Source organism: Aeromonas sp. s1(2024), assembly GCF_040908005.1.
GTDB classification, from domain to species: domain Bacteria; phylum Pseudomonadota; class Gammaproteobacteria; order Enterobacterales; family Aeromonadaceae; genus Aeromonas; species Aeromonas caviae.
Window position 1 is genome coordinate 1 of sequence record NZ_JBFOCW010000040.1, and the last position, 26,451, is coordinate 26,451.

A 26,451-nucleotide genomic window follows, 5' to 3' on the forward strand; every position below is an offset into this window, starting at 1 on the left:
TGTCAATCAGCATCGAAAAATGACCAGGGTTCAGCGTCCAAAATTGACCAGGGTTAGCTGGCTGATTTCATCCTCTGTTTGAAGCGGTAGGAGTCGTTTCCTGTCTCGATGATCTCGCAGTGATGGGTGATCCTATCCAACATCGCCGTTGTCATCTTCTCATCCGTAAATACCTTGCTCCATTCGCTGAAGGCCAGGTTGGTGGTCAGGATCAGGCTGGTGCGCTCGTACAGCTTGCTGATCAGGTGAAATAGCAGGGCGCCACCGCTTTCGGCAAACGGCAAGTAGCCCAGTTCGTCCAGGATAACCGCATCGACATTGACCAGCCGGTTGGCAAGCTGCCCGGCTTTGCCTGCCGCCTTCTCCTGCTCCAGTTGGTTGACCAGATCCACCACGCCGTAGAAACGCACTCGCTTGCCCCGGCGCACGGCATTGCGCCCCAGGGCGATGGCCAGATGGGTTTTACCCGTCCCGGTTCCGCCTATCAGCAGCAGATTGCGCTTCTGCTCCAGGAAGTCATCTCTATCCAGCGCGGACAGGTGCACGGGGCTGACCGGGGTGTCTGCGGTCTCGAAGCTGTCCAGGTCCCTGGCCAGCGGGAACTTGGCGATGCCCATCTGATAGCGGATCGAGCGGCACTGACGTTCGGATTCTTCGGCTTCGATCATCCGTTTGAGCCACTGCTCCGGCGGTGGTAAGGGACGCTCCCGATGCGCCAGCAGCTCGTCGCACAGCGCCGCCATACCAAACAGTTTCAACCCCTGCAGGCGCTGGTAAATTTCATCGGCTGACATGCTGACCTCCCGGTAACAGGCTGTCATAGCGTTGGCAGTTGGCCTGCGGCGGCTGTGCAAGCGGCACCACCTGAGCATGGAGCTGTGGCACCTCGACGGGGCGGCGCAGCCGCTGCAGGTGGTTGAGTACCAGCTCGGCCGAGCTGCCGCCCAGCAGCAGTACCTGCTGGCAGGCTTGCTCCAACAGGTCGAGTCCGTCCTGCCGGGCAGCCAACAGTAGCTTGACCATGTCCCGGTCACCGCCCTTGCGGCTCAGCAGTTGCTGCTGTAAGCGGCTCAAAGCCGGCGGTAACACCCACTCCTTGAAGGGAGCACCGTGGCGCAGCGCGCCGGGTTTGTGCTCGAGCAGGCCGAGGTAATGCCAGGGGTCGAACTGGGTCTTGTCCCGGCCAAACTGGCGGGGATGCTCGGCAATAAGCTCGCTCTGGGCATACACCTGGAGCCGGTCAGCGAAGACCCGGGCTGTGACATGACGATGGGCGTAACGGCTGTCGACACTGTAGGTGTTGCGGTCGAAGTGGATGAGGCAGGTGCTGTCAACCCGCAGCTCCCGCTCCACATAGCCATTGAAGCGCGCAGCCAGGGGGCGCAGGGTGGTCCGTTCCTGCTCGAAGCGCTGCCACACTGTTTGCGAGGGGTCGTCCGGGTGGGGGCGTGTTTGTGCTGCCTGCTCCAGCTCCTGGATAAGCCGACGGTTGAGCTCGGCCAGGCTGTCGACCTTGCGCCGGGGTGTAAAGCAGCGCCGGCGCACATCCTGAACCTGTTTCTCAACCTGGCCCTTTTCCCAACCCGAGGCAGGGGTGCAGGCTACCGGCTCAATGACGTAATGGCTCATCAGCGCCAGGAAGCGGGGATTGAAGCGGCGCTCTTTCCCCTCAAGTACTTGGTCGATACAGGTCTTGAGGTTGTCGTAGATGCCCTGGCGTGGCACGCCGCCCCAGTAGTGAAAGGCCGCATCGTGAGCGGCAAACACCATCTCCTGGGTTTCGCGAGGAAACACCATGACGAAGGGCTGGCGGCTGTGGGTGAGGCGAAAATGGGCAGCCTTGACCCACTGCACCACGCCGCCGATCTCCACCTCTTCCTCGCTCCAGTCAAACTGATAGGCCTCACCAGCCGCGAACGTCAGGGGGACAAAGGCAGCCACTTTGGCTGACTGCTGTTTATAGTCACGGACGAAGCGCTGGACGCTGTCGTAGGCCCCCTGGTAGCCCAGGCGTTGTAGGTCTTCGAAGAGTTGCCTGGCACAGCGGCGTTGTCGCTTGGGCCGCTTGGCATCGAGGTCCAGCCACTGGGTCAGTGTCGACTCGAATTCACCGAGCTTGGGCCTGGCTGGCTGTGGACGGCGGTACTTGGGCGGTTCGGAGGGAGGTTGGCGAAGGTATTTGCGAACGGTATTGCGAGAGAGTCCTGTGACTTTAGCGATGGCGCTGATGGACTGGCCGTCCACCTGATGCATACGCCGGATCTTCAACACGGTTTCCATGATTAACACTCCAGGTTCTCCGATCCAAAGATCGGATAGTTGCACACACTCCGGGGTGGTCAAAATTGGACGCTGAAAACCCCGGAAACCTGGTCATTTTTGCGCGCTGATCAACAGTCGATAAAGCCACCAGCAATCAGCGAGGAGTGAATAGGGATCAGGCGGGCACTGTTGGCCGTCTTGAGCTTCTGGTCTGGGCGGTTGTCTCTGATGTTCAGGCACCACACCCTGTCGACCTGCTGCACATCGTCCGCGTACAACTGGCAGATCTCATTGGCTCTCGCTCCGGTATACAGGCCGAGCAGCGCAATCCACTTGCGGTATGGCTCCTGCTGCTTCGCCCATTGGATCAACCGTTGCTTCTCCGCAGATGTATAGCTACTTCGAGCATTGACCTCTTTGACCCGTTGTAGCTTGAGCCCAGCGAAGTGATTAACGATGCCTTCGTGGTGATTGCCGAGCCAAACGAACAACAGAGAGAGCTTCTGGAGGTACTTGTTGATAGTCGTCGGGCTCTTGCCTGAGTTCAGCAATTCGTCCTTGAACTTGACCACATCGGCCTTGCTGTAAGCGGTGGGAGATCTATCCCCCAGCGACTTGATGAAGTAACCGATGTAGTTCTTCTGGTTACTAAGCTCTTTTGGTGCCCAGGAGAGCGCCTTCTCTTTCAGATAACGGTCACTCAGTTCTGAGAGTACTGGAGATGCAATGGCAGAGGGACCCACAGGGGCAGAACTGGCCGCTGAGGGTGTCTGTTGCTGTAGTCGCTGAGGCTCCGGCAGGGAGCTTGGCTGAGGTTCTGGCTGGACAGTCTCAGGCTTTACCCGAGAACGCGCACAGGCGAGCAACTGAGCCACCTTGTCACGTGCGACCAGCTTGTCCCGAGTACGGAGAGATTTCTTGATGTCCTTGCGGCGTCCACACGAAAGAACGGTCACCTTGCGGTAGTACCAGATACCTTGCGGAGAGAGCCAGAGATTCACGATGAAGACTCCTGATTCATCCACACAAAGTGGATTACCAAGAGGTCTTAAGGGGGCTATTAGCTGTAACTTATTGAATTGCAGAAACAAGTGGTGGCCCTACCAGCCACATCCCGGCACTCGAGTCCCCCGCCTTGGCTGCTACCTTCCGGTCCTGACCAGGTCGACGGGTTATCAATGCGAGAGGACCAATAGGACCACCGGCGAGGAGAATAGGCAAACTGGCCCCTCAATGCAATGGCTTTCTACCGCATCGCGAGCCGTTCGCCTTATTTTTCAACAATCTGGCCAAGGGTTCAGCTAAAGAGCATGAATTTGGCACCCACCAGCAACATGAGCAGGGCAAAGGCCTGCTTGAGCCGCCGGGGTGACATACTGTGTGCCAGTCTGGCGCCCAGACGGGCAAACTGGGTGCTGGTGAGCACGATGCCAAGCAGGGCCGGCAGATAGATGAATCCGACGCTCCACTCGGGCAGATCGGCGTCTCCCCAACCGGCATAGAGGTAGCTGAGGCTGCCTGCCAGGGCGATGGGCATGCTGCAGGCGGCGGAGGCGGCCACGGCGTTGCGCATGGGCACCGAGTTCCAGGTGAGGTAAGGCACGGTCAGCGAGCCGCCACCGATGCCGAACAAGGCCGACATCCAGCCGATGACGGTGCCGGCGATCCCGGTACCAAGGGGGCCCGGCATGTGTCGCTCCGCTTTTGGCCTCAAATTGAGCCCCATCTGCAGGGCCATGGTCCAGGCGAAGCAGCCGATGATGATGTTGAGGGTGCTGGCGCTCAGCAGATTGGCGGTCATGCCGCCGAGCCAGGCACCGACCAGCATGCCGGCGCCCAGGCGCCGAATCATCCCCCAGTCCACCGCTCCTGCCTCCTGGTGCGCACGCAGGGAGCTGAAACCGGTGAAGATCATGGTGGGCAGCGAGGTGCCGAGGGCCAGATGGGTGATGATCTCCGGCGCCACGCCCTGTGCGTGAAAACTCAGGACCAGCACGGGGACGATGATGAGGCCGCCGCCGATACCGAACAGCCCGGCCAGCATGCCCGCGAAGGCCCCCAACACCAGATAGCCCACAAACAGCATAAACATTCCTTCAATAACGAAACAGCGGTCAACTTGACCGCCATTGCCCATAAAAAAAGAGATGGCATCTTGCCATCCCTTTATTGTGCCGATTAATGCAGGGGAATGGTACCGTCCATCACCTTGTAGAACGCCAGCACGGCGCAACCGAGCAGGGCTGCCGTCATCCCCTGCTCCAGCCGGTTGAGGCTGCGCAGGCCGTGGTGCTGGCGCGCCTTCCAGTAGATGAAGATCCCCGGGCTGTAGAGCAGCGCCACCAGCAAGAGGTACTCCACCCCGGCGGCATAGACCAGCCAGCAGCCATAGACGGTGGCCACCAGGGCCAACAGCAGGTCGCGCTTGCGCTGATGGGGCTGGCCCGCGTAGGTCTCCCCTTTCAACGCCAGCTTGAGGCCGTAAGCACCGGAGAAGACATAGGGCACCAGGGCCGCCGAGGTGGCGATGTTCACCAACGCCAGATAGGTGCTGTTCTGGAAGTAGATGATGATGAGGAAGATCTGCACCAGGCAGGTGGAGCACCAGAGCGACACCTTGGGGGAGCCGTTCTTGTTCTCCTTGGCGAACCAGGCCGGGAAGACCCCGGTCTTGCCCGCGATGTAGGGCACTTCCGCCGCCAGCACGGTCCAGCTCAGCAGGGCCCCCATCACCGAGATCACCAGGCCGATGTTGATGAGCCAGGCACCCCAGGGGCCGACCACGGCTTCCAGGATCATGGCGGTGGAGGGGTTCTTGAGGGCCGCCAGTTGCGGCTGGTTCATGACCCCCAGGGAGAACAGGGTCACCATGACGTAGAGCGCCAGGGCCCCCAGCAGCGCCAGCACGGTGGCGCGGCCCACGTCCTTGCGATGGCGGGCACGGGCGGAGACCACCACGGCCCCCTCGATGCCGATGAAGACCCAGAGGGTCACCTTCATGGTGGACTTCACCTGATCCATCACGGAGCCGAGCTCGGGACTCCCCTGCCCCCAGAGATCCAGGGTGAAGGTCTCCATGTTGAAAGCGAGCAGGATGGCCACGCAGAAGACGATGAGGGGCACCATCTTGGCGATGGTGGTGACGATGTTCACCAGCGCCGCCACCTGGATGCCGCGCAGCACCAGGGCATGCACCGACCAGATGAGCAGGGAAGCGAGCGTGATGGCGACCGGGGTGTTGCCGTCACCGAAGATGACATTGTCCGGCGTGTCGAAGAAGTAGCTCAGCGCACTGAACACCACGATGGCGTAGGAGACGTTGGCCAGCAGCTGGCACAGCCAGTAACCCCAGGCGGCGTTGAAGCCGACGAAATCCCCGAACCCCGCCTTGGCGTAGCTGAAGATGCCGCCATCGAGATCCGGTCGACGCATGGAGAGATTCTGGTAGACCAGGGCGAGGCAGATCATGCCGATCCCCGTGATGGCCCATCCCAGGGCGACTGCCCCGGCACTGGCGTGCGCTGCGATGTTTTGCGGCAGACTGAAAACCCCGGCACCGACCATGGAGCCGATCACCAGCGAAATGAGGGCACCCAGCCCCAGTTTCTTGTCCATCTCAAACCTGTTTTATTAGGCGGCGGCTGAGCATCCGTATTCATACAGCGCGCGACATGGGAGGGGCTAGAAATCCGTACCCCGTGAAAAAGGCGGCAACTATATTGCATGACTATTCCGGCCGCAATCCCTCTTGCCGTCAATCATGAGCCGCCTTGACCGCGCGCAATTTTACAGCACTGACCCGGGGTGCCTGTGAGCTGGTTCAAATTAAGAAAGACCCGTTGATATTTCACGACTTTTCATGATGTCGCCCCGCTTTTCAAAAGCCGGACCTGCATGGCTATGCACCCTTGCACTGGGGCCTTTCCCCTGCAAAAACGCCCCTGCAGGAGGGGCGTCAGAGAGGGTATATGCAGGGGGGACTAGAGCCTCAAGCCGCCGTCCAGCTCGATCATCCGCCCGGACAGATAGTCGTTGGCAAGGATGAACTGCACCGTCTGGGCCAGCTGCGCCGCCTGCCCCAGGGTGCCCACCGGGATGGCCTGTTGCATGCGGGCCATGGCTTCGGGCTTCATCGCCGCCGTCATGTCGGTGGCAAAGACGCCGGGGGCGATGCCCATCACCCGGATGCCGTGACGGGCCAGCTCCTTCCCCCAGGTGACCACCAGAGAGGCCACCCCCGCCTTGCTGGCGGCATAGTTGCTCTGGCCCATGTTGCCGGCCCGGGCGATGGAGGAGATGTTGATGATGACGCCCCCCTCCCCGCCGGTGGCCATCAGCGCCGCCCCCTCGCGCCCGCACAGGAAAGTGCCGGTGAGATTGACGTCGATGACGCTCTGCCACTGGGCCAGGCTCATCTTCTCCGTCAGTGCCCCCTCCTTCACCTTGATCAGCATGCCGTCGCGCAGGATGCCGGCACAGTTGACGAGGCCGTGCAGCGCACCGAACTGATCCTTGATGGCGGCGAAGGTCGCCTCGACCTCTGGCTCGCTTGCCACGTTGCAGACGAACAGGGCGCAGCGGCCGTCACGGCTGCGCACTTCTGCCTCGGTCACCTCCAGATCGGTGCGGTTGACATCGATGAGCGCAAGCACGGCCCCCTGCTCCGCCAGACTCAGAGCGATGGCGCGGCCCAGCCCCCTACCCGCCCCCGTGATGGCGATGACTTTCCGTGTGATATCCATAAATGCTCCTGGTGAGATGGCCGGTGACTGTCGAGTCAAAGACTATCGGGTAAATAGGTAGATAGCGGCCCTTAACCCGGCGCTGTCTTGTCCCGATAGAGCTCGAGGATGCTGGAAAAATCCTTGTTCTCCTGGCCCAGGCTCGCGTGCAGGTTGAAGAGGTTGCGGGCCAGGGCCCCCATGGGCACGGCGCTGTGGGCATGTTCCGCCAACGCCATGGCGAGCCCCAAATCCTTGACCATCAGCCGGGTCATAAAGCCCCCTGCATACCCACGGGACGCCGGCACGTTCTCCATCACACCGGGCCAGGGGTTGTAGCGCTCCAGGCTCCAGTTGTTGCCCGAACTCTTGCCCATGATGGTGGAGAGCACGACGGGATCCAGCCCCTCCTTGACCCCGAGCGCCAGCGCCTCGGCGGTGCCCGCCATGTGGATGGCGAGCAGCATGTTGTTGCACATCTTGGCGATCTGGCCGGCGCCAAGCGCCCCGGCGTGAAACAGGTTCTGCCCCATGCAGGCGAGCACGGGTCTGGCCGCTTCATAATCCGCTTGTTCGCCGCCGACGATGAAAGTGAGCGTGCCCGCCGCCGCACCGGCCACCCCTCCCGAGACGGGGGCATCGAGAAAACGGATGCCGCTCGCCTTCGCCGCCGCCCCCACCTGACGGGTCGAGGCCACGTCTATGGTGGAGCAGTCGATGACCAAGGTGCCGGGCGACAGGGCCGCCAGCAGATCCTGGCCACCCCGCTCACCGACACTCTCCCCCAGCCAGAGGCTGCGCACGTGCTCCCCCGCTGGCAGCATGCTGATGACCAGCTCGCAGCCGCTCACCGCTTCCCGGGCATTCCCGGCGGCAATGCAGCCAGCCTCGATGGCCCGGCTCAGGCTCTCGGGCACCAGATCAAACACCTGCATCCTGTGCCCCGCCCTGGCCAGGTTGGCGGCCATGGGGCCCCCCATGTTGCCAAGCCCGATAAACCCAATCCTTGTCATGGTGTGCTCCTTGTGTGTGATCCCGCGTCAGCGGAGGCGCAAGGGGTTGTCCCCCTCGGGCCAGCGATAGAAGGCATCCAGCCAGGCCTCGCCCGCCTGCGGGGCCTGCCAGCGAGGGGATTTGTCCTTGTCGATGAGCAGAGCCCGCACCCCTTCCACGAAGTCCCCTCTGAGCACGCAATTGACCGAGAGGGTCAGCTCGTCGGCAAACACCTCGGCCAGGGACTGGCGCCGTGCCTGCCAGAACTGGCGCCAGAGGATGGCGCGGCTGATGGGGCTGCCGCGAAGGCAGGTCTCCCGCCCCTGAGTCAGCGCCGGTTCGTCCAGCTCGGCGCCCTCGAGGCGTGCCAGCACCCCTTGCAGAGAGCGGCCAGCCAACAGCGCATCGATGCGGGCCTGGTGGGGCAGCAGTACGGGAGGGGGCAATGCCTGACCAGGGACCTCCTGCAAATCGGTGAGCAGCACCTCGATCTGCTCGCAGGGGTCGCCTGCGGACCAGTCGAGGGCGGCGAGGCGCGCCGGCAGCTCCACCCGCTCGCGGCTCCCCATGGCGTGATCCGCGAGCCCCAGGCCGATGGCGTCCGCCCCGTTGAAGCGGGCACCGGTGAGGCCGAGCCAGAGTCCGAGCCGCCCCGGCATCCGGCTCAAAAACCAGCTGGCCCCCACATCCGGATAGAGGCCTATGGTCACCTCCGGCATGGCGAACAGACTCTTCTCTGTCACCACCCGAAAAGCGGCCCCGGCAAAGAGGCCGATGCCGCCCCCCATGCAGATGCCGTCCGCCACGCAGACAAGGGGCTTGCCGTAGCAGTGGATGTGATGATCGAGCCGGTACTCCTGCAGGAAGAAGTCGCGGGCATAGCCGAACAATTCAGAGTGGCTCGCCTCCTGCTTGCGGTAATAAAAGGAGCGGATGTCACCACCGGCGCAGAATGCCTTCTCGCCGGCCCCTTGCAACAACACGCAGACGATGGCCGGATCCTGCTCCCAGCGGGTCAACGCCCCCTGCAACAACTGGATCATCTCAAGGCTCAGGGCGTTGAGGGAGGCGGGGCTGTCCAGAGTCAGCATGCCGATGTGGCGGCCATCCGCCGTGGGGTGGGTCTCGATGAGCACGGGCTCACTCATGGGCAGCCCCCGTAGACCGGGTATCTGCCCCTGCGACATGGCGGGTCGCCATCAATACCTCATTCATCCTTCGCTCCCTCACTCTTTCGGTTTGGATTGGTCGTAACGCCAGCGCGGGGCCCGCTTCTCCAGGAAGGCCGCCACCCCTTCGCGCTGATTGGCATCGTCAAACAGGGCGAGAAAGAGGCTGCGCTCGAGTGGCAGCGCCGCGTCCCTGTGGGTGCTTCGCCCCTGATTGATGAGCTGTTTGCAGGCGCGCAGGGCGCTCGGGCTCTGGCGCTCCACCAGCTGGGCCATCTGCTGCGCCGCCTCCCAAGCGTGCCCCTCGGTCACCACCTCCTCCACCAGCCCCATCTCGTAGGCCAGGGTGGCGCTCACCTTCTCGCCGCAGAGGATCATCCGCTTGGCCCAGCCCGGCCCCACCAGCTCGGTGAGGCGCTGGGTGCCGCCGGCGCAGGGCAACAAACCCACCGAGGCCTCTGGCAACCCCAGCTTGGCCTGCTGCTCGGCGATGCGGATGTCGCAGGCCAGCGCAACTTCGAGCCCCCCTCCCATGGCATAGCCGTTGATGGCGGCGATGCTGACCCCGTGAAAGCGGGCCAGCGCCTCGAAGGCGTGGCCAAAGGCCTCGGCCACCTCGCGGGCATGCGCCAGGCTGCCGTCGGCGAACATCTTGAGATCGGCGCCGGCGCAGAAGAATTTCTCTCCAGCACCGCGGATCACCAGGGCCACCACGTCGGGGCGACCATCCAGCTCCACCATCATCTGTAAGAAGGCTTTCAGGCTGGCGAGCGTCCAGGTGTTGGCGGGTGGGTGATCGAGGGTGATGTAGGCCACGTGGCCGTGATATTCGAGCCTGATCCTTGTCATTGCGTTGTCCTTGTCAAAAAACCTGCCCCATGATGACAGGGTTGAATGGAGCCAACCTGCACCTGGCTCACAAAGCCTGAGGACGCGCCGACTGCGTCCTCAGAGCAGGCCCCTCCCGCTACTCCAGCGACAGGCCAGGGTCGGCCAGCAGGCGGCGGGCGATGATGAGCCGCATCACTTCATTCGTCCCTTCCAGAATGCGGTGCACCCGGGTGTCGCGCAGATAGCGCTCGAGCGGATACTCGCGGATATAACCATAGCCGCCAAAGAGTTGCAGGGCGTCGTCGCAGATGCGGTGACCCACGTCGGTGGCAAAACGCTTGGCCATGGCGCACCAGGCGCTCTTGTCCGGGCTGCCCCCATCGAGTTTGGCGGCCGCCTGGCGCACCAGCAGGCGGGCGGCGGCGAGCTCGGTGGCCATGTCGGCCAGGCGAAACTGCACGCTCTGGAATTCGCTGATCGGGTGTCCAAATTGCTGGCGCTGCTGCACATGGGCCAGGGCATCGTTGAGAGCCTGCTGGGCTGTGCCCAGCGAACAGCTGGCGATGTTGATGCGCCCCCCATCGAGCGCCTGCATGGCGAACTTGAACCCTTCCCCCTCCTCCCCCAGCCGGAAGCGAGCGGGAATGCGCACGGCATTGAAGTTCACCTCCCGGGTCGGCTGGCTGTTCCAGCCCATCTTTTCCTCCGCCTTGCCGTAACTCACGCCAGGGGTCTGGGCCGGTACCATGAAGGCAGAGATCCCCTTGGCCCCCTCGCCACCGGTGCGGGCCATCACCACCAGCACGTCGGTGCTGCCGGCGCCCGAGATGAACACCTTGCTGCCGTCGAGGAGGTAATCTTCGCCATCGCGCACGGCGCGGGTCTTGAGGGCCGCAGCGTCGGAGCCCGCCCCCGGCTCGGTGAGGCAGTAGGAGCCCAGCAGCTCGCCGCTGGCGAGCCTGGGTACCCACTCCTCGGCCACCTCGGCAGGCAGCCAGCTGCCCAGCATCCAGCTCACCATGTTGTGGATGGTGAGATAGGCGGTGGTGGAGGTGCAGCCCATGGCGAGGCGCTCGAAGATGAGGCTGGCATCGAGCCGGCTCAGGCCCAGACCGTCATACTGTTCCGGGGTATAGAGGCCGCACAGGCCCAGCGCCGCCGCCTGCTTGATGGTGGGGATGGGGAACTCGTGCTCCCTGTCCCAGTGCGCGGCATGGGGTTTGAGCGCCAGATCGGCGAAGGCGCCGGCCGACTCGACACAGGCCCGTTGGGATTCGGTCAGGGTAAAATCCATCTTGTTCGCTTCCTTTGTACTTGTTCCGTCGATCCGTTGCTGTCAATGGGGGCACCCGGGCAAAGTGGGCAACCCCTGCCGTCAGCGCAGCTGAATGGTCATATTGGGGCCGCTGGGAATGTCTTCGTCGAACCAGCGCTCCGTCACCGTCTTGGTCTCGGTGTAAAAACGCACCGCCTGCTTGCCGTAGGCGTGCAGATCCCCGTAGAAGGAGCCGCGCCAGCCGGTAAAGGAGAAGAACGGCAGCGGCACCGGGATGGGCACGTTGATCCCCACCTGGCCCACCGCCACCTCGTGGCGAAACTTGCGGGCGGCGGCGCCACAGCCGGTGAAGAGGGAGGTGCCGTTGCCATAGGGGTTGGCGTTGATGAGGGCAAGCGCCTCATCCAGGCTCCCCACCTCGAGGCAGGCCAGCACGGGCCCGAAGATCTCCTCCTTGTAGATGCGCATCTCGGGGGTCACGCCGCGAAACAGGGTCGGCCCCACCCAGTTGCCCACCGGGTAGCCGGGGACGTCGCAAAAACGGCCGTCCAGCAGGCACTCGGCTCCCTCGGCAATCCCCGCCTCGATAAGCCCCTCCACCCTGACTTTCGCCTCCGGGCTGATGAGGGGGCCGTAGGCGGCCTCGGGATCGTGCCAGACACCGGGTTTCACCTTGGCGAACTCGGCGGCGAGCTCGGGGATCCACTCCCTGGCGCTCCCCACGAACACCGCCACGCTGATGGCCATGCAGCGCTGACCGGCGGCGCCGACTCCGGCTCCCACCAAGTTGCCGAGTACCTGCGCCTTGTTGGCATCCGGCATGATCACCATGTGATTCTTGGCGCCGACAAAACACTGGGCCCGCTTGAGTTGCGACGTGGCGCTGCGATAGACGTGGCCGCCGACCCGGGCCGAGCCCACGAAACTGACTGCCTTGACATCGGGATGGGCCAGCAGCGCATCCACCTGCTCGGCGCCGCCATGCACCACCGACAGAATGCCCTTGGGGGCCCCCGCCTCGGTAAACAGCTCGGCCAGGCGCATGGGGGTGAGGGGATCCTGCTCGGAGGGCTTGAGCACGAAGCCGTTGCCGCAGGCCACCGCCAGCGGGAACATCCACAGCGGTATCATGGCCGGAAAGTTGAACGGCGTGATGCCGACGCAGACCCCGAGGGGCTGCACCCAGGAGTGGCCGTCGACCCGGCGCGCCACGTTGCCCATGGTCTCCCCCAGAGTCTGGCTCGCAATGGCGCAGGCCTGCTCCACCACCTCGATGCCCCGCCAGACGTCGCCCTTGGCATCCGCCAGGTTCTTGCCGGTTTCCTGGGCCAGCAGGGTCGCCAGCTCGTCGTGATGCACTTTCAACAGATGCTGGTAGTTGAACATCACCCGAGCCCGCTCGGGGGCCGGCACCTCCCGCCACTGCAGGTAGGCGTCGTGGGCGGTACGTACCGCATGCTCGATCTCGGCCGGGGTAGCCTTAGGCACCCGCGCCAGCAGACTCTGATCCGCCGGGTTGGTCACCTCTATCCACTCGTCGCTTGCGGACGGACACGCCTCGCCACCGATGTAGAGCGGCAGATCCCCGTACTGGGTGTGATGCTGGCTCATGCCCCCCTCCTAGCCCGTTGGCAGGCGATGGCAGGCCACCCTGGGCCGGCCACATCCATGTTGCTGTTGCACATCCTGTTCACTCCTTGCGCTCCTCTGCCCGAGTAGCCCCTTGCGGCGGGCTGCCATCGAATTTACCTTAGACTAACAATCAATTTACGTTTACGCTAACGTAAACTTGAATCACGAATGGACTGACCAGTCATCACCCTGATGGCAGGGGAAATCGGCAGTCCACTGCACCAAGGAGAGCACGGATGCATGCCCTGATGGATGAAACCCTCCAGGCCCTGACCGAACAGGTCGAGGCTTTCTGCCAGAAAGTGATCGCACCGCGCGCCAGCGAGATCGATCAGAACAACGCTTTCCCCCGGGATCTCTGGCCCCGGATGGGTGAGCTGGGGCTGCACGGCATCACGGTGGCAGAGGAGTATGACGGGGTGAACCTCGGCTATCTGGCCCATGTGCTGGTAATGGAGCAGGTGAGCCGCGCCAGCGCCTCGGTCGGCCTCTCCTACGGCGCTCACTCCAACCTCTGCATCAACCAGATCCACCGCCACGGCACCCCTGATCAGAAGGCGAGATACCTGCCTGATCTGGTCAGCGGCAAACACGTGGGGGCGCTGGCCATGAGCGAGCCGGGCGCCGGCTCCGACGTGGTGAGCATGCGCCTCACCGCAATGCGCGAGGGGGATAACTTCGTGCTGAACGGCAACAAGATGTGGATCACCAATGGGCCCGATGCCGACACCTTCGTCATCTATGCCAAGACCGATGCCGCCGCCGGGCCCAAAGGGATTTCCGCCTTTATCGTCGAGGCGGGGACTCCCGGTTTTTCCACCGCCCAGAAGCTCGACAAGCTCGGCATGCGCGGCTCCAGTACCTGCGAACTGGTGTTCGACAACTGCCGGGTGAAGCAGGAGAACCTGCTGGGCCCCCTGCACGGGGGGGTCAAGGTACTGATGAGCGGTCTGGACTACGAGCGGGTGGTGCTGGCAGCAGGCCCCCTTGGCATCATGCAGGCCTGCATGGACGTGGTGCTTCCCTATGTGCGCGAGCGCAAGCAGTTCGGTCAGGCCATCGGCGAGTTCCAGCTGGTGCAAGGCAAGCTCGCCGACATGTATACCCGCCTCGCCAGCAGCCGGGCGCTGGTCTACTCGGTGGCGAGCGCCTGCGATCAGGGCCGTACCAGCCGCAAGGATTGCGCCGCCGCCATCCTGTTTGCCGCCGAAAATGCCACCCAGATGGCCCTCGATGCCATCCAGCTGCTCGGCGGCAACGGCTACATCAACGAATACCCCACCGGCCGCCTGCTGCGGGACGCCAAGCTCTACGAAATCGGCGCCGGCACCTCGGAGATCCGCCGCTGGCTCATCGGCCGTGAGCTGATGGGGGATAACGCATGAGCAGGATCCATTCCCGTCTCGACACCGCGAGCCCCGACTATGAGGCCAATCGGGCCGCCATGCAGGCACTGGTCGACGATCTGAATACCCGCCTGGAGGAGATAGCCCAGGGCGGGGGCGCGGCCAACAACGCCCGCCACCAGGCCCGTGGCAAGCTGCTGCCCCGGGAGCGCATCGACCAGCTGCTGGACCCGGGTTCCCCCTTTCTCGAACTGTCGGCGTTGGCTGGCTGGCAGGTCTATGACGAGCCGGTGCCCGCCGCCGGCATCCTCACCGGCATCGGCCGGGTCTCGGGGCGCCTGTGCATGCTGGTGGTGAATGACGCCACCGTGAAGGGCGGCACCTACTACCCCCTCACGGTGAAAAAACATCTGCGCGCCCAGGCCATCGCCGAGCGGCTGCGCCTCCCCTGCCTCTATCTGGTGGATTCCGGCGGCGCCTTCCTGCCCATGCAGGACGAGGTGTTCCCCGACCGGGAGCATTTTGGCCGCATCTTCTACAACCAGGCTCGCATGTCGGCCCAGAGCATCCCCCAGCTGGCGGTGGTGATGGGGCTCTGTACCGCCGGGGGTGCCTACGTGCCCGCCATGGCGGACGAGTCCATCATGGTCAGGGAACAGGCCACCCTCTTTCTGGCGGGCCCGCCCCTGGTCAAGGCCGCCACCGGTGAGGAGATCAGCGCAGAAGCCTTGGGCGGCGCCGAGGTGCATTGCGTCCACTCCGGGGTGGCGGATCACATGGCCCGGGACGATGCCCATGCCCTGGCCATCACCCGCACCCTGGTAAGCAACCTGGGTGACAACCAGACGGCGGCGTCACCCGCCCCATCCGCTCCCTCCTATGATGAGCCGCACTACCCCATCGAGGAGCTCTACGGCCTGGTGGGCACCAGTCTCAAGCGCCCCTATGACGCACGAGAATTGATCGCCCGACTGGTGGATGGCTCTGTGTTTGACGAATTCAAGGCGTTGTTCGGCACTACCTTGGTGACGGGTTTTTCCCGCATTGAGGGCATGCAGGTGGGGATCCTCGCCAACAACGGCGTGCTGCACAGCGACAGCGCCCAGAAGGGGGCCCACTTCATCCAGCTCTGCAACCAGCGGGGGATCCCGCTGCTGTTTCTGCAAAACATCACCGGCTTTATGGTGGGGAGTACGGCGGAGAAAGAGGGGATCGCCAAGCACGGCGCCAAGCTGGTAACCGCCGTGGCCTGCAGCCGGGTGCCCAAGATCACCCTGATCGTCGGCGGCAGCTTCGGTGCCGGCAACTACGGCATGTGCGGGCGCGCCTATGAACCGGATTTTCTGTTCAGCTGGCCCAACAGCCGCATCTCCGTCATGGGGGGCGAGCAGGCGGCCGGGGTGCTGGTGCAGGTGCGCCGGGACAAGCTGGCCGCCGAGGGCAAGACTCTGGGCGAGCCGGAGGCGGCCGACATTCGCGCCCCGGTGATAGCGCAGTACGAGCGCCAGGGTCACCCCTATTACGCCAGTGCTCGCCTGTGGGATGACGGCGTCATCGACCCGGTCCAGAGCCGCACCGTGCTGGCCCTGGCGCTGGCGGCCTGCCAGGGGGCCGAGCCGGGCCCCGGGCAGTACGGCATCTTCCGGATGTAAGGAGTTCATATGTCAGACCCGCTCTTCAACGATCCCCTTGCCCATTTTCGCCTGGAGCGCCACGGCCCGGTGATCGAGCTGGTGCTCGCCCGCCCGGCCCGTCACAACGCCATTGATGCCGACCTGATGCAGGGGCTGCTCGACTGCCTCGACGAGCTGGCCCACGGCCAGCCGCTGGCCGACCGCCCCCACGTGCTGCTGCTGCGCGCCGAGGGGCCGCATTTTTGCGCGGGCGCCGATCTCGAGTGGATGCGCAAGATGGCAGGGGAGGCGTTCGACCCCCGCGCCTTTGACAAGAATCGCGAGGACGCCCGGGTGCTGGCCCACCTGATGCAGGCACTGGACGAGCTGCCCTTCCCCACGGTGGCCCTGGTGCAGGGGGCCGCCTACGGCGGAGCCTTAGGCCTTGTCTGCGCCTGCGACATCGTGCTGGCCAGCGAAAATGCCCGCTTCTGCCTCTCCGAGGTGACCCTGGGACTGGTGCCTGCGGTGATCAGCCCCTACGTGGTGCGCGCCATGGGGATGCGCCAGGCCCGCCGCTACATGCTGAGCGCGGAGCCTTTCGATGCCATCACCGCCTGCCGACTCAACGTGGTGCACAGGCTCAGCCAGCCTGATCAGTTGCTGGCGGAGGGACGCGCCATGGCCCTGCGGTTGTGTCGCAACGGCCCCCAGGCGATGAAGGAGACCAAGCGGCTGCTGGCCGCCCTCGAAGGGCGCCCAGGCCACCAGCACGAAGAGCAGACCGTCGAGACCATCGCCCGGGTACGGGTCGGTCTCGAGGCCCAGGAGGGGATCCAGGCCTTCTTCGACAAACGCCCCCCAACCTGGCGCCCCCGTTTCAAGGACGAAGCATGACTCAATACCACCTCATCAAGCACCTGCTGATCGCCAACTGTGGTCAATATAACGGGAGTGTGGATCAACACGCTTCGCACTTGTGCGCCTTGAACAACAGGGAGGCAGCATGACCCATCACACTCCCATCAAGCGCCTGCTGATCGCCAATCGCGGTGAAATCGCCGTGCGCATCATCAAGACAGCACGGCGCCTCGGCATTCACACCATCGCCCTCTACTCGGACGCCGATGCCCGCGCCATGCACGTGCGCGAAGCCGACGAAGCCTGGCATCTGGGGCCGGCCCCCGCCCGGGAGAGCTACCTCGACACCGGCAAGGTGCTCAAGATTGCCAAAGAAGCGAATGCCGACGCCATCCACCCGGGCTACGGTTTCCTCTCCGAGAACAGCGACTTTGCCACCGCCTGCGAGCAGCGGGGCGTGCGCTTTGTCGGCCCAAGCGGCGCCGCCATCCTCGCCATGGGGGACAAGTCGGGGGCCAAAGGGCTGATGCAGGCAGCCGGCGTCCCCGTGCTGCCCGGTTATCACGGCGCGGATCAGCATCCCGACTTTTTGCGCGATCAGGCGAGCCAGGTGGGCTTCCCGCTCCTTATCAAGGCGGCCAGCGGCGGCGGTGGCAAGGGGATGCGGCGGGTCGATCAGCTGGCCGACTTTGACGACGCCCTGGCGGCGGTCAAGCGGGAGGCGAGTGCCGCCTTTGGCGACGACCATGTGCTGCTGGAGCGCTATCTCCCCCGCGCCCGTCACGTGGAGGGGCAGGTCTTTGCCGATGCCCTTGGCAACGCCATCTATCTGGGGGATCGGGACTGCTCCTTGCAGCGCCGCCACCAGAAGGTGATCGAGGAGGCCCCCGCCCCCGACATCTCCCCTGCCCTGCGCCGCGCCATGGGCGAGGCGGCCGTGGCGGCGGCCAAGGCCATCGCCTATCGGGGGGCGGGCACCATCGAGTTTTTGCTCTGCGGGGAGGAGTTCTTCTTCATGGAGATGAACACCCGGTTGCAGGTGGAGCACCCGGTTACCGAGGCCATCACAGGCCAGGATCTGGTGGCCTGGCAGCTGGCGGTGGCCGAGGGCAAACCGCTGCCCCTCACCCAGGAACAGGTGGTGCTGCGTGGCCACGCGGTGGAGGCGCGCCTCTACGCCGAAGACGTGGCCGCCGGTTTTCTGCCAGCGAGCGGCCCCATCCACTGGCTCACCTGGCCCAAGGGGGTGCGCATCGACACCGGCGTCACCGCTGGCGATGAGGTGAGCCCCTATTACGACCCCATGATCGCCAAGCTCGTCGCCCACGCACCGAGCCGCAGCGAAGCCTTTGCCACCCTGGCCGATGCCCTGGCAGCCCTGGATCTCGGCCCTCTGGTGCACAACGGCCCGCTCCTGCAGCGCCTGTGCGAAGCGCCAGAGGTGCTGGCGATGCGCCACCACACCCAGTGGCCCATTCCCACCGACACCCTGCCCGTTCCTGCGCTCGCCTGGCCCCTCGCCACCCTCTGGCTCGCCACTTGCGAGCGCGATGCCTCCCCCTGGCAGCAGGCCGCAGGCTTTCGGCTGGGCCCCACCCGCCGCTTTTGCGCCACGGTGCGCATCGGCGAGGAGACCCGCACTCTCACCCTCGCCGAGCGGGCAGGCAGCCTACTCTGGCAAGGCGAGCAGATCCCGTTTGAACTCGGGTCAGAACAGATCCGCCTGTGCCAGGGTGGACATTGGCAGCGCTATCCGGTGCAGCCCCTCGGCGAGGACGCCTATTTGCTGCACCTGGCGGGCAGGCGCATCCGCTTCTCGCTCGATGATCAGCATCATCAGCTCCACCATGATCACGACACGAGCCATGTCCCGGGCATCCTGGCCCCCATGCACGGCATCGTGGTGGCGCTGCAGGTCGAGGCCGGCCAGCCGGTCAGCAAGGGGCAACCCCTGCTGGTGCTGGAGGCAATGAAGATGGAGCACGTCCTCAAAGCTGACCGGGACGGGGTGATTGAGGCCCTGCAGTGCCGCCAGGGCGAACAGGTGAGCCAGGGCGCCGTGCTGGTGCGCTTTGCCGAGGACCATACCGCGCAGGAGGAGCGCTCATGAGCCACACGCACGAGAACCGGGACGACAAGGTCAGCCTGGTGGAGATGGGGCCGCGGGACGGCCTGCAAAATGAGACCGCCACCCTCTCCCTGGCGCAGCGGCTGGCGCTCATCGCCCACCTGGCCGAGAGCGGGTTGCAGCGCATCGAGGTGGGGGCCTTCGTGTCGCCCAAGAAGGTGCCGCAGATGGCGGATTCCGCCGCACTCTTTAATGCCCTGCCGCGCAGGGGGCCGACCCGCTATGGCGCCCTGGTGCCCAATCTGCAGGGTCTGCAGGCCGCCGTCGCCGCACGCGCCGACGAGATAGGTCTCTTCACCGCCTGCTCGGACGGCTTCACCCGAGCCAACATCGGCATCAGCGTGGAGGAGTCCCTGGTGCGCTTCGCTCCCCTGGTGCAGGAGGCGCGCAGCCTCGGCATCAAGGTGCGCGGCTACCTCTCCACCGTCATCGCCTGCCCGTTCGACGGCCCGACCCGCCCGAAACGGGTCGCCGCCCTTGCCGAGCGGCTGCTGGATCTGGGCTGCCATGAGATATCCCTCGGCGACACCATCGGCGTCGGCACCCCGGGCACCGTGGCTCCCATGCTGGATGCGGTGCTGCACGAGATCCCGGCGGGCCGGCTTGCGGTTCATTTTCACGACACCTACGGCCAGGGGCTGGCCAACCTGCTGCCGGCGCTCGAGCGCGGGATCCGCACCATCGACTGCTCGGTGGCCGGGCTCGGCGGCTGCCCCTATGCCCCCGGTGCCTCCGGCAATGTGGCGTCGGAAGAGGTGGTCTATCTGCTGCACGGCCTTGGCATGAGCACCGGCGTCGACCTCGACCAGCTGGCCGCCACCGGCCAGTGGGTGAGCGAGCTGCTGGGGCGCCCCAACGGCTCCCGGGTCGGCCAGGCCCTGCACGGGAGGGGGCGGCGCTTCGCACAAGAGCGTGAGCAGCGCCCCCCGGGAGGCCATCATGCATCATGAACCCGGCCCTTGCCGCGGGGCCAGGACCCCGCCAGCTCATCAGGAGGGCGCACCATGAGAGCCAGACACGCCAGTGGCAAGGAGAGGACCTACAGCATCTCGGAGCTGGCCCAGGAGTTCGACATCACCCCCCGCACCATCCGCTATTACGAGGACGAGGGGCTCATCACCCCGACCCGGGAGGGGCAGACCCGTATCTACAGCCACAAGGACAGGATCCGCCTGAAACTGACCCTGCGCGGCAAGCGCCTCGGGTTCAGCCTGGCGGAGATCCGCGAGCTGTTCGACATGTACGACACCGACCGCTCCAGCCGGATGCAGCTTCACTCCATGATCCAGCTCATCGAGGCCAGACGCCACTCCCTGCGCCAGCAACTGGAGGACATCCAGATGGTGATGGCCGAGCTCGATGCCGCCGAGCAGCGCTGCATCCACTCCCTCGGCGGCTTGAAAACCGACGGGGATTGACAGACTCTGGGGGTATCTCGCCCCCGGTATCCCGGTTTTCCAGTGGATATTCGCAGTGGCAGGCCCTGACCCGGCAACCCCCTTGTTCCCCACATCGCCCGTCACGGCATGCCGGACAGACTGGGCGGTTTGGGCAAGCGGCGAGGTGGGGCAAACGGGGGAAATCCGGCCTTGGTCGCACAATAATTCCCCAGCCCGGTCAGAGTGCGGCGCACCTCATGAGTCCTTCCCATGAACCGGGCACGATTAATTGCTACCATATGCGCATCAAATGGAGACCATCATGCTCAAGCCTCTGCCCGCTCGTCTGCTGCGCTATGCCCTCTATCTTCTCGCGCTCCTGCTCATCGGCATCACCATCCTGCTCTGGCAGGCGCCGACCCTCATCCAGCGCCATCTCCCCGGCTGGCTTGCCACCCATTACGGTCTGCACCTCTCCCTTGGCAAGATAGAGGTGGGGATCCGCTCCCCCTCCCTCGTGCTGGGGCCCAGCGCCCTGCTCGATGACAAGCAGCAAGCACTGGTGTCATTTGAAGAGCTGAAGCTCATTCCCGCCTTGAAAGCGAGCTGGCAGCAGCGCGCCCTGGTACTGGAAGAGGCCACCCTGACCGCCCCCAGGGCAGATCTGGTGCGCCTCGAGGATCTCAAGGGGGAGGCACGCTTCAACCTGACCGATGCACTGGCCTCCCTGCTCGCCCCTGCGCCGGAGCAAACACCGCCAGCTAGCGCCGAGCCCGTGCTGGTGACCATCGGCAAGCTGTCCGTCGAGCAGGGCCGGCTCAGCTACCGGGACAGCCGCAAGCAGAGCAGCCCGGGGTGGGTCCCGCCCCTCACCCTGGACAAGCTCGCCCTGCACCTGCCCGGCTTTTCCAGCGCAGAGGGGGTGCTCAACCCCTATCGCCTGAGCGCCACCGTCAACGAGAAGAGCCCCCTCAAGGCCGAAGGGGAATTCGACATGATGAGCGGCGCCGGCAAGGGCAACCTCAGCCTTGGCAAGGTGGCCATCGCCCCCTTCGCCCCCCTCTGGGCCCCCTATCTCAAGGCGACCCTCGCCAAAGGGGAGGCCAGCGCCGAGCTCGCCTATCGCCTCACCCAGGGCAAGCAGGGACTGGACTGGCAGTTGTCAAAGGGCAAGCTGACCCTGGCCAACTGGCAGCTCACACGCAACAAGGGGGAGGAATTTGCCCGCTTCAAGCAGTTGGCGCTGACCGGGATCCGCATCGATGGCAACAAGCAGCGCCTTGAGCTCGATGCCGCCACCCTCAAGAGCCCGGCCATCACCGCCGTCCTCGACCAACAGCAACAACTGGATCTCGCGGACCTGTTGATCCCCCAGAAGACCCCCAAGGGGGGCAAACAACCGGCCACCCCCGCCAAGCCCTGGCAATGGGCCCTCAAGCAGACCCGCATCGACCAGGGCAGCCTCACTCTGACCGAAGCCACCAGCGGCAAGCCCCTGAAACGGGCCATCTCCGCCCTCGCCCTCACCCTGGGGCCCCTTGGCAGCCAGACCGCCCAACCCAGCCCCCTCACCCTCAACGCAACCCTCGACACCAGGACGACGGTGGCGTTTGACGGCACCCTGGGGCTGACCCCCTTCACCCTGAACGGCGCCATCCGCCAGCAGGGGCTGCCGCTGACCCTGGCTCAACCCTACCTGCAGGATCTGCTGCGCATCAGCGTACGGGACGGCGAGCTTGCCAGCCGCACCAGGCTGGACCTGGCCACCGACCGCCAGGGGGCCATCAGCAAGCTGGAGATAAGCGGTGGACTCGAGGTCGCGGGGCTCAACGTGTTGGATCGGGCCGACAACCAGCGCCTGCTCCAGATAGAGAATCTGCAATTGAGCGGCCTGCACTATGATGGCCTGAGCCAGCAACTGCGCATCGCCGACATCCTGCTGAGCAAACCCTATGCCCGCATCGAGATCAACGAAGAGGGGATCACCAACGTGCAGCAACTGCTGCTGCCGCAACCCGCCGCGAACGCCAGGGAGAGCGCCCCCGCCCCGCACATCGTCATCGATCAGATCCGTACCGCCCAGGGCAACCTGCGCTTCGCCGATCGCAGCCTGAGCCCGGAGTTCGTGGTGGACATCGCCTCCCTCGACGGCCAGAGCCGCCATATCAGCAACACCCCGGGGCAGCGCTCCGAGCTCGCCTTCAACGGCAAGGTGGACCGCTACGCCCCCGTCACCATCCGGGGGGGCGCCAACCTGCTCATCGAGGATCCCGTGCTGGATGTGGCCGTGGCCTTCAACAATCTGGAGCTCACCACCTTCACCCCCTACTCCAGCACCTATGCAGGCTATGCCATCGACAAGGGGCAGCTCTCCATGAAACTCAACTACAAGCTGCAGGGCAACCGGCTGGAGGGGGACAACGACATCACCATCAAGAAGCTGCAACTCGGGGAGAAGGTCAAGAGCGAGCAGGCCAAGGATCTGCCCCTCGGCCTCGCCATCGCCCTGCTGAGCGATTCGAACGGCGTCATCAAGATGAACCTCAAGGTGAAGGGCAATCTGGATCAGCCTGATTTCAGCCTGGGCAACATCTTCTGGGACGTGCTCGGCAATACCCTCGGCAAGGCCATCACCTCCCCCTTCTCCCTGCTTGCGTCCTTGACGGGGGGCACCAAGGATCTCGACGAGCTCCCCTTCCTACCTGGCGATCCCGCCCTGACCCCGACCCAGCAGACCAAGCTGACCACCCTCGCGCAGGCCCTCAAGGAGAGGCCCAAGCTCAGCATGAACATTCGCGGCAAGGTCAACTTCAACGAAGAGCGCCCCATCCTCCAGCGCCAGAAGCTTGAGCGGCTGCTGGCCAAGACCACCGGCAGCCCGGTGGATTTGACGCTGCTGGAGCAGGATCCCGCCATGCAATCCGCACTGGCAGAGGCCTATGAAGCTAAGTTCAACGAAGATCTCGGGGATCTGGCCGACCGGTTGCGACTCGATGAAGGGAGCGAGGCCCTGCGCGCCCAGGCGGTGCTCCTGCTACGGGATCAGCAGCTCATCACCGCCAAGTCCCTGCGAAACCTCGCCATGCGCCGCGCCCAGAACACCAAGGAGTATCTGGTGGATACCCAGGGCATCGCGCCGGAGCGCCTCTTCGTGCTCGACAGCCAGGTGAAGGAGACGGACAAGGAAGCCAAGGTGGTGCTGACCCTGGACAACTGATCCGGCGCCCGCCGGATGCCCCTCTTGTTTGCCCCGACGGCATATGGCCCAAGGGGCTCCCACCCCCGACCCCCACCGGATAACGCCTTCCTGGCCATTTAAGGTGCCCACCGCCCAGATACCCGTGCGGTGCCAGTTGCTCGACCCTTTCTCATCCCTTTCTTTCCCGCCGGAGCGAGCGGGCGGTGGCTGGTCCCGCGCTTTGCCCCTGCTGTTCCCTTTGTGCCTAGCGGCGGCGACATCATGGTGGAGCTGCCTTATCCCTGCTTGCCTCCCCTTCTCTAACCTCCCCCGACCCCTGCCATCAGGATTTATCTCTCGCTAGCCGTCTCGAAAGATCTCGTTATCCCGTTATCCCGTTATCCCGTTATCCCGTTATCCCGCATGTCGGCATGTCGGCATGTCGGCATGTCAAAATAGATGGCCCGATTAGATATACAGTGTCTAATCGGGCCAATCCTGAACACCCTCTCGCGCACGCCAAAGGGCCAACCCCGCGCCCCCCTTCCATTTCGAAGCGTCTTTACTGGGCCCATGGCCCATCCCGCCTCTGGCTTTCTGACAAGGGCAGCCTCTGATCCTGCCCGTTAATCTTGCGCCCCTTTCGCCCGTGGCAGTCAACACAGCGCGCCTGCGGGTTTCTCAGGCGCCCCGCCCTTGTGTAGGGAACACGGTGGCGAGCGCGGGGTTGACGAGAAAATGGGGAGCGCAACGGACACTGCGATGGCAAGCGATACGGGAGGTCCATGCGCCACAAACAGGAGGGAAACACTCTGGTCTGATGGCATATGAACTCATTTTTCAATCAAACCGCCATGACGCGACCATCCGGGGCGCGTTTCCCTCACCAGTCCCAGTCACCATCGTCGTTGCCGACTTTCATGCCAAGTTGCCTTTTATACAAAATCGCAACGTTGAAAACGTTTTTCATTCACCACTCGTCTACCTGAATGGCACGAATGGTTGGCCACTTAAACTTTCGTGTTCTTTTTTTACCATTTCTGTGTGTCCCCCCCTTGCCCGGGACCCTGAGCCTGCCTAAAATCGCGCGTCTTTTATCAACCCCACCTCTATTGTTGGAGAACACCACGTGAGCGAAAAATTGGCCAACCCTGCCCCTCTGGGTCTGATGGGTTTCGGTATGACCACCATTCTGCTGAACATCCATAACGCAGGTTTCTTCCCCATCAGCGCCATGATCCTGGCCATGGGTCTGTGCTATGGCGGTCTGGCCCAGATCATCGCCGGCATCATGGAGTACAAGCGTGGCAACACCTTCGGTGTCACCGCCTTCATCTCCTACGGCACCTTCTGGTGGAGCCTGGTGTTCCTGCTGGTGATGCCGACCATGGGTCTGGCCGAGGCCACCCCGCACGCCTACATGGGCTGGTACCTGCTGATGTGGGGCATGTTCACCCTGTTCATGCTGATCGGGACCGTCAACTTCCCCCGCGTGAAGCAGTTCGTGTTCGCCTCCCTGACCGTGCTGTTCTTCCTGCTGGCTGCCCGTGACTTCACCGGCAGTACCCTGATCGGCACCATCGCCGGTTTCGAAGGCATCATCTGCGGCGCCAGCGCCATCTACCTGGCCATGGCCACCGTGATCAACGAGCAGTTCGGTCGCACCGTGCTGCCCATCGGCGAGCAGAAGAAAGCCGCTCCCGCCCAGCTCAAAGCCGCTGCCTAAGCACCCGGCGACATCGCTGTCACGAAAAAGGCACCCTCAGGGGTGCCTTTTGTGTTTCTGCCGCCCGGACGCAGTGCCGGTCAGCCCTGCGCTCCGGGATCTCCGGCCAGCAACCGGGTGGCCGGGTAGCGGGCAGCGGGATCCTGACCGTAGAAGCGGGCGAACTGGTCATAGACCGCAGGGTAGACGACACGCAGACGCAACGGATCGGTGAAGAAGCTCTCGCTGCACACCGCGAAGAATTCGGCGGGGTGCGAGGCGGCGTAGGGGTCTATCTCGGTCACCTCCTCTCTGGTCAACTGATCGTTCATCTCGTCAAACGCACCTTGCAGCGCCCGGGTCCATTGCTGGGGATCCATGCCCCGCGGCAGGGGCGGTGCACCGTCCGCATCCCCTCCCAGCATGTCGAGCTTGTGGGCAAGCTCATGGATCACCAGGTTGAATCCGTCCCAGTCCCCGTCCTGCTGCAATTCGCTCCAGGCCAGCACCAGTGGCCCCTGGGGCCAGGATTCACCGGCGTTCTCCTCTTCAAATTCGCTCACCAGCCCGAACTCGTCCTGCACCTCCTGACGACGGGTCACGGGCTCGGGGATGATGATCACCTCGTGGAAACCTCGATACCAATCGAACCCCAGGTGCAGGATGGGCAGCACTGCCTGCAGGGCCAGCACCCCCTGCTGGCGGGGCGTCAGTTCCACCCCGATCTGGGTGAGGGTCTTGCGCGAGAGAAAATGGCGCGCCAGCTCCATCAGCCTCTGCGCCTCTTCTTCTTCAAGCCCCTGCAAGATGGGCACCGCCGCCAGCGCCTCGCGCCACTCCTGCTCTTCTGGGAGACGAGGCTCCCGGGGAGATGCACCACCCAATACCTCTTTCAACCTGGACCAGAACACACAGACTCCTCTTGCCAATCAGACAGCTTTCACAAAACGTTTCGGACGCTCGCAATACCCTTGCGCCAGATAAAATCGGTGCGCCCCTTCGCGCTTGAGGCTGCTGGAGAGCTCCAGCTGGCCGCACCCCAGAGCTGCCGCCCGCTGCTCTGCCGCCGCCAGCAGCAGGGCCCCGATGCCCCCGCCCCTTGCACCCTCATCGACAACCAGCGCCGAGATCAGGCCCCAGGCTGGTGCAAGGTGCATGGGTTGCAAGTGGTGCCACACCAGCACCCCCACCGGGATCCCCTCGCACAGGGCTACCAGTACCTCCCGCGCCGGATCGGGCTGGGCCAGCCTGGCGCTGACCGCCCCGTCAGGGTTGGGGTAGCCCAACTGGGCAAACAACCCCGTCAATCCGGCCCCATCCGCCTCCCCGGCGAGGCGAATGATGTATCTGTTTTCCC

21 protein-coding genes and 1 other RNA gene are annotated in these 26,451 nt (G+C 64.3%); 8 read left to right on the forward strand and 14 right to left on the reverse strand.

Features of this window, described 5'->3' with window-relative positions:
• Positions 1-53 precede the first annotated feature (53 nt).
• From istB to AB5Y70_RS09360, 12 genes are all read right to left on the reverse strand, one after another.
• Positions 54-794 (reverse strand): IS21-like element helper ATPase IstB, encoded by a 741-nt coding sequence (gene istB, locus AB5Y70_RS09305; RefSeq protein ID WP_010675356.1) that lies wholly within the window; start codon positions 792-794, stop codon positions 54-56.
• On the reverse strand, positions 781-2,280 hold the full coding sequence (gene istA / locus AB5Y70_RS09310) for an IS21 family transposase (protein ID WP_368175977.1): 1,500 nt from the start codon (positions 2,278-2,280) through the stop codon (positions 781-783). The genes istB and istA overlap by 14 nt, the downstream gene beginning before the upstream one ends.
• 110 nt (positions 2,281-2,390) lie before the next feature.
• Positions 2,391-3,263, reverse strand: coding sequence for an integrase (locus AB5Y70_RS09315; protein WP_368175990.1), 873 nt, complete (start codon positions 3,261-3,263; stop codon positions 2,391-2,393).
• Between the two features lie 97 nt (positions 3,264-3,360).
• Positions 3,361-3,457: signal recognition particle sRNA small type (gene ffs / locus AB5Y70_RS09320), an RNA gene on the reverse strand.
• A 102-nt stretch (positions 3,458-3,559) separates the two neighbouring features.
• Positions 3,560-4,348, reverse strand: a complete 789-nt coding sequence (locus tag AB5Y70_RS09325) for a sulfite exporter TauE/SafE family protein (protein ID WP_010674601.1) — start codon at positions 4,346-4,348, stop codon at positions 3,560-3,562.
• 92 nt (positions 4,349-4,440) lie between these two features.
• Positions 4,441-5,877 carry an arginine-ornithine antiporter gene (gene arcD / locus AB5Y70_RS09330; RefSeq protein ID WP_010674600.1) on the reverse strand — a complete coding sequence of 479 codons (1,437 nt, stop codon included), beginning with the start codon at positions 5,875-5,877 and terminating at the stop codon, positions 4,441-4,443.
• A 365-nt stretch (positions 5,878-6,242) separates the two neighbouring features.
• Entirely contained in the window at positions 6,243-7,004 is a 762-nt protein-coding gene (locus AB5Y70_RS09335) for an SDR family oxidoreductase (protein WP_010674599.1), read from the reverse strand.
• A 71-nt stretch (positions 7,005-7,075) separates the two neighbouring features.
• A complete protein-coding gene (gene mmsB, locus AB5Y70_RS09340; RefSeq protein ID WP_010674598.1) occupies positions 7,076-7,996 on the reverse strand; it encodes a 3-hydroxyisobutyrate dehydrogenase in 921 nt (306 codons plus the stop codon).
• Between the two features lie 27 nt (positions 7,997-8,023).
• The gene (locus AB5Y70_RS09345; RefSeq protein ID WP_029314467.1) at positions 8,024-9,124 is read right to left on the reverse strand and encodes an enoyl-CoA hydratase/isomerase family protein; all 1,101 of its coding nucleotides are present in this window, start codon (positions 9,122-9,124) and stop codon (positions 8,024-8,026) included.
• A gap of 78 nt (positions 9,125-9,202) precedes the next feature.
• Positions 9,203-9,994, reverse strand: coding sequence for an enoyl-CoA hydratase (locus AB5Y70_RS09350; protein ID WP_010674596.1), 792 nt, complete (start codon positions 9,992-9,994; stop codon positions 9,203-9,205).
• Positions 9,995-10,112: 118 nt separating this feature from the next.
• A complete protein-coding gene (locus tag AB5Y70_RS09355) occupies positions 10,113-11,270 on the reverse strand; it encodes an acyl-CoA dehydrogenase family protein (protein ID WP_010674595.1) in 1,158 nt (385 codons plus the stop codon).
• Positions 11,271-11,351: 81 nt separating this feature from the next.
• Positions 11,352-12,863, reverse strand: coding sequence for a CoA-acylating methylmalonate-semialdehyde dehydrogenase (locus AB5Y70_RS09360; RefSeq protein WP_049636828.1), 1,512 nt, complete (start codon positions 12,861-12,863; stop codon positions 11,352-11,354).
• Between the two features lie 257 nt (positions 12,864-13,120).
• Between AB5Y70_RS09360 and AB5Y70_RS09365 the strand changes: the two genes are divergently transcribed.
• The 8 genes from AB5Y70_RS09365 (at position 13,121) to AB5Y70_RS09400 (ending at position 25,115) form a co-directional block, all read left to right on the forward strand.
• Positions 13,121-14,269, forward strand: a complete 1,149-nt coding sequence (locus tag AB5Y70_RS09365) for an isovaleryl-CoA dehydrogenase (protein WP_049636827.1) — start codon at positions 13,121-13,123, stop codon at positions 14,267-14,269.
• Positions 14,266-15,882, forward strand: coding sequence for a carboxyl transferase domain-containing protein (locus tag AB5Y70_RS09370; RefSeq protein ID WP_049636826.1), 1,617 nt, complete (start codon positions 14,266-14,268; stop codon positions 15,880-15,882). The genes AB5Y70_RS09365 and AB5Y70_RS09370 overlap by 4 nt, the downstream gene beginning before the upstream one ends.
• Positions 15,883-15,891: 9 nt before the next feature.
• Positions 15,892-16,740, forward strand: coding sequence for an enoyl-CoA hydratase-related protein (locus AB5Y70_RS09375; RefSeq protein ID WP_049636825.1), 849 nt, complete (start codon positions 15,892-15,894; stop codon positions 16,738-16,740).
• Between the two features lie 109 nt (positions 16,741-16,849).
• The gene (locus AB5Y70_RS09380; RefSeq protein ID WP_010674589.1) at positions 16,850-18,814 is read left to right on the forward strand and encodes a biotin carboxylase N-terminal domain-containing protein; all 1,965 of its coding nucleotides are present in this window, start codon (positions 16,850-16,852) and stop codon (positions 18,812-18,814) included.
• Positions 18,811-19,782 carry a hydroxymethylglutaryl-CoA lyase gene (locus AB5Y70_RS09385; protein ID WP_010674588.1) on the forward strand — a complete coding sequence of 324 codons (972 nt, stop codon included), beginning with the start codon at positions 18,811-18,813 and terminating at the stop codon, positions 19,780-19,782. Before AB5Y70_RS09380 ends, AB5Y70_RS09385 begins: the two co-directional genes overlap by 4 nt.
• A gap of 54 nt (positions 19,783-19,836) precedes the next feature.
• A complete protein-coding gene (locus AB5Y70_RS09390; RefSeq protein ID WP_010674587.1) occupies positions 19,837-20,250 on the forward strand; it encodes a MerR family DNA-binding transcriptional regulator in 414 nt (137 codons plus the stop codon).
• Positions 20,251-20,533: 283 nt separating this feature from the next.
• Entirely contained in the window at positions 20,534-23,428 is a 2,895-nt protein-coding gene (locus AB5Y70_RS09395) for a DUF748 domain-containing protein (protein ID WP_041201608.1), read from the forward strand.
• Positions 23,429-24,518: 1,090 nt separating this feature from the next.
• Positions 24,519-25,115 carry a GPR1/FUN34/YaaH family transporter gene (locus AB5Y70_RS09400; RefSeq protein ID WP_029314465.1) on the forward strand — a complete coding sequence of 199 codons (597 nt, stop codon included), beginning with the start codon at positions 24,519-24,521 and terminating at the stop codon, positions 25,113-25,115.
• Between the two features lie 80 nt (positions 25,116-25,195).
• Here AB5Y70_RS09400 and AB5Y70_RS09405 read toward each other — a convergent pair whose 3' ends face one another.
• Both AB5Y70_RS09405 and AB5Y70_RS09410 read right to left on the reverse strand, forming a co-directional pair.
• Positions 25,196-26,005, reverse strand: a complete 810-nt coding sequence (locus tag AB5Y70_RS09405) for a zinc-dependent peptidase (protein ID WP_029314463.1) — start codon at positions 26,003-26,005, stop codon at positions 25,196-25,198.
• An 18-nt stretch (positions 26,006-26,023) separates the two neighbouring features.
• The gene (locus tag AB5Y70_RS09410; RefSeq protein WP_010674583.1) at positions 26,024-26,392 is read right to left on the reverse strand and encodes a GNAT family N-acetyltransferase; all 369 of its coding nucleotides are present in this window, start codon (positions 26,390-26,392) and stop codon (positions 26,024-26,026) included.
• Positions 26,393-26,451: the final 59 nt, after the last annotated feature.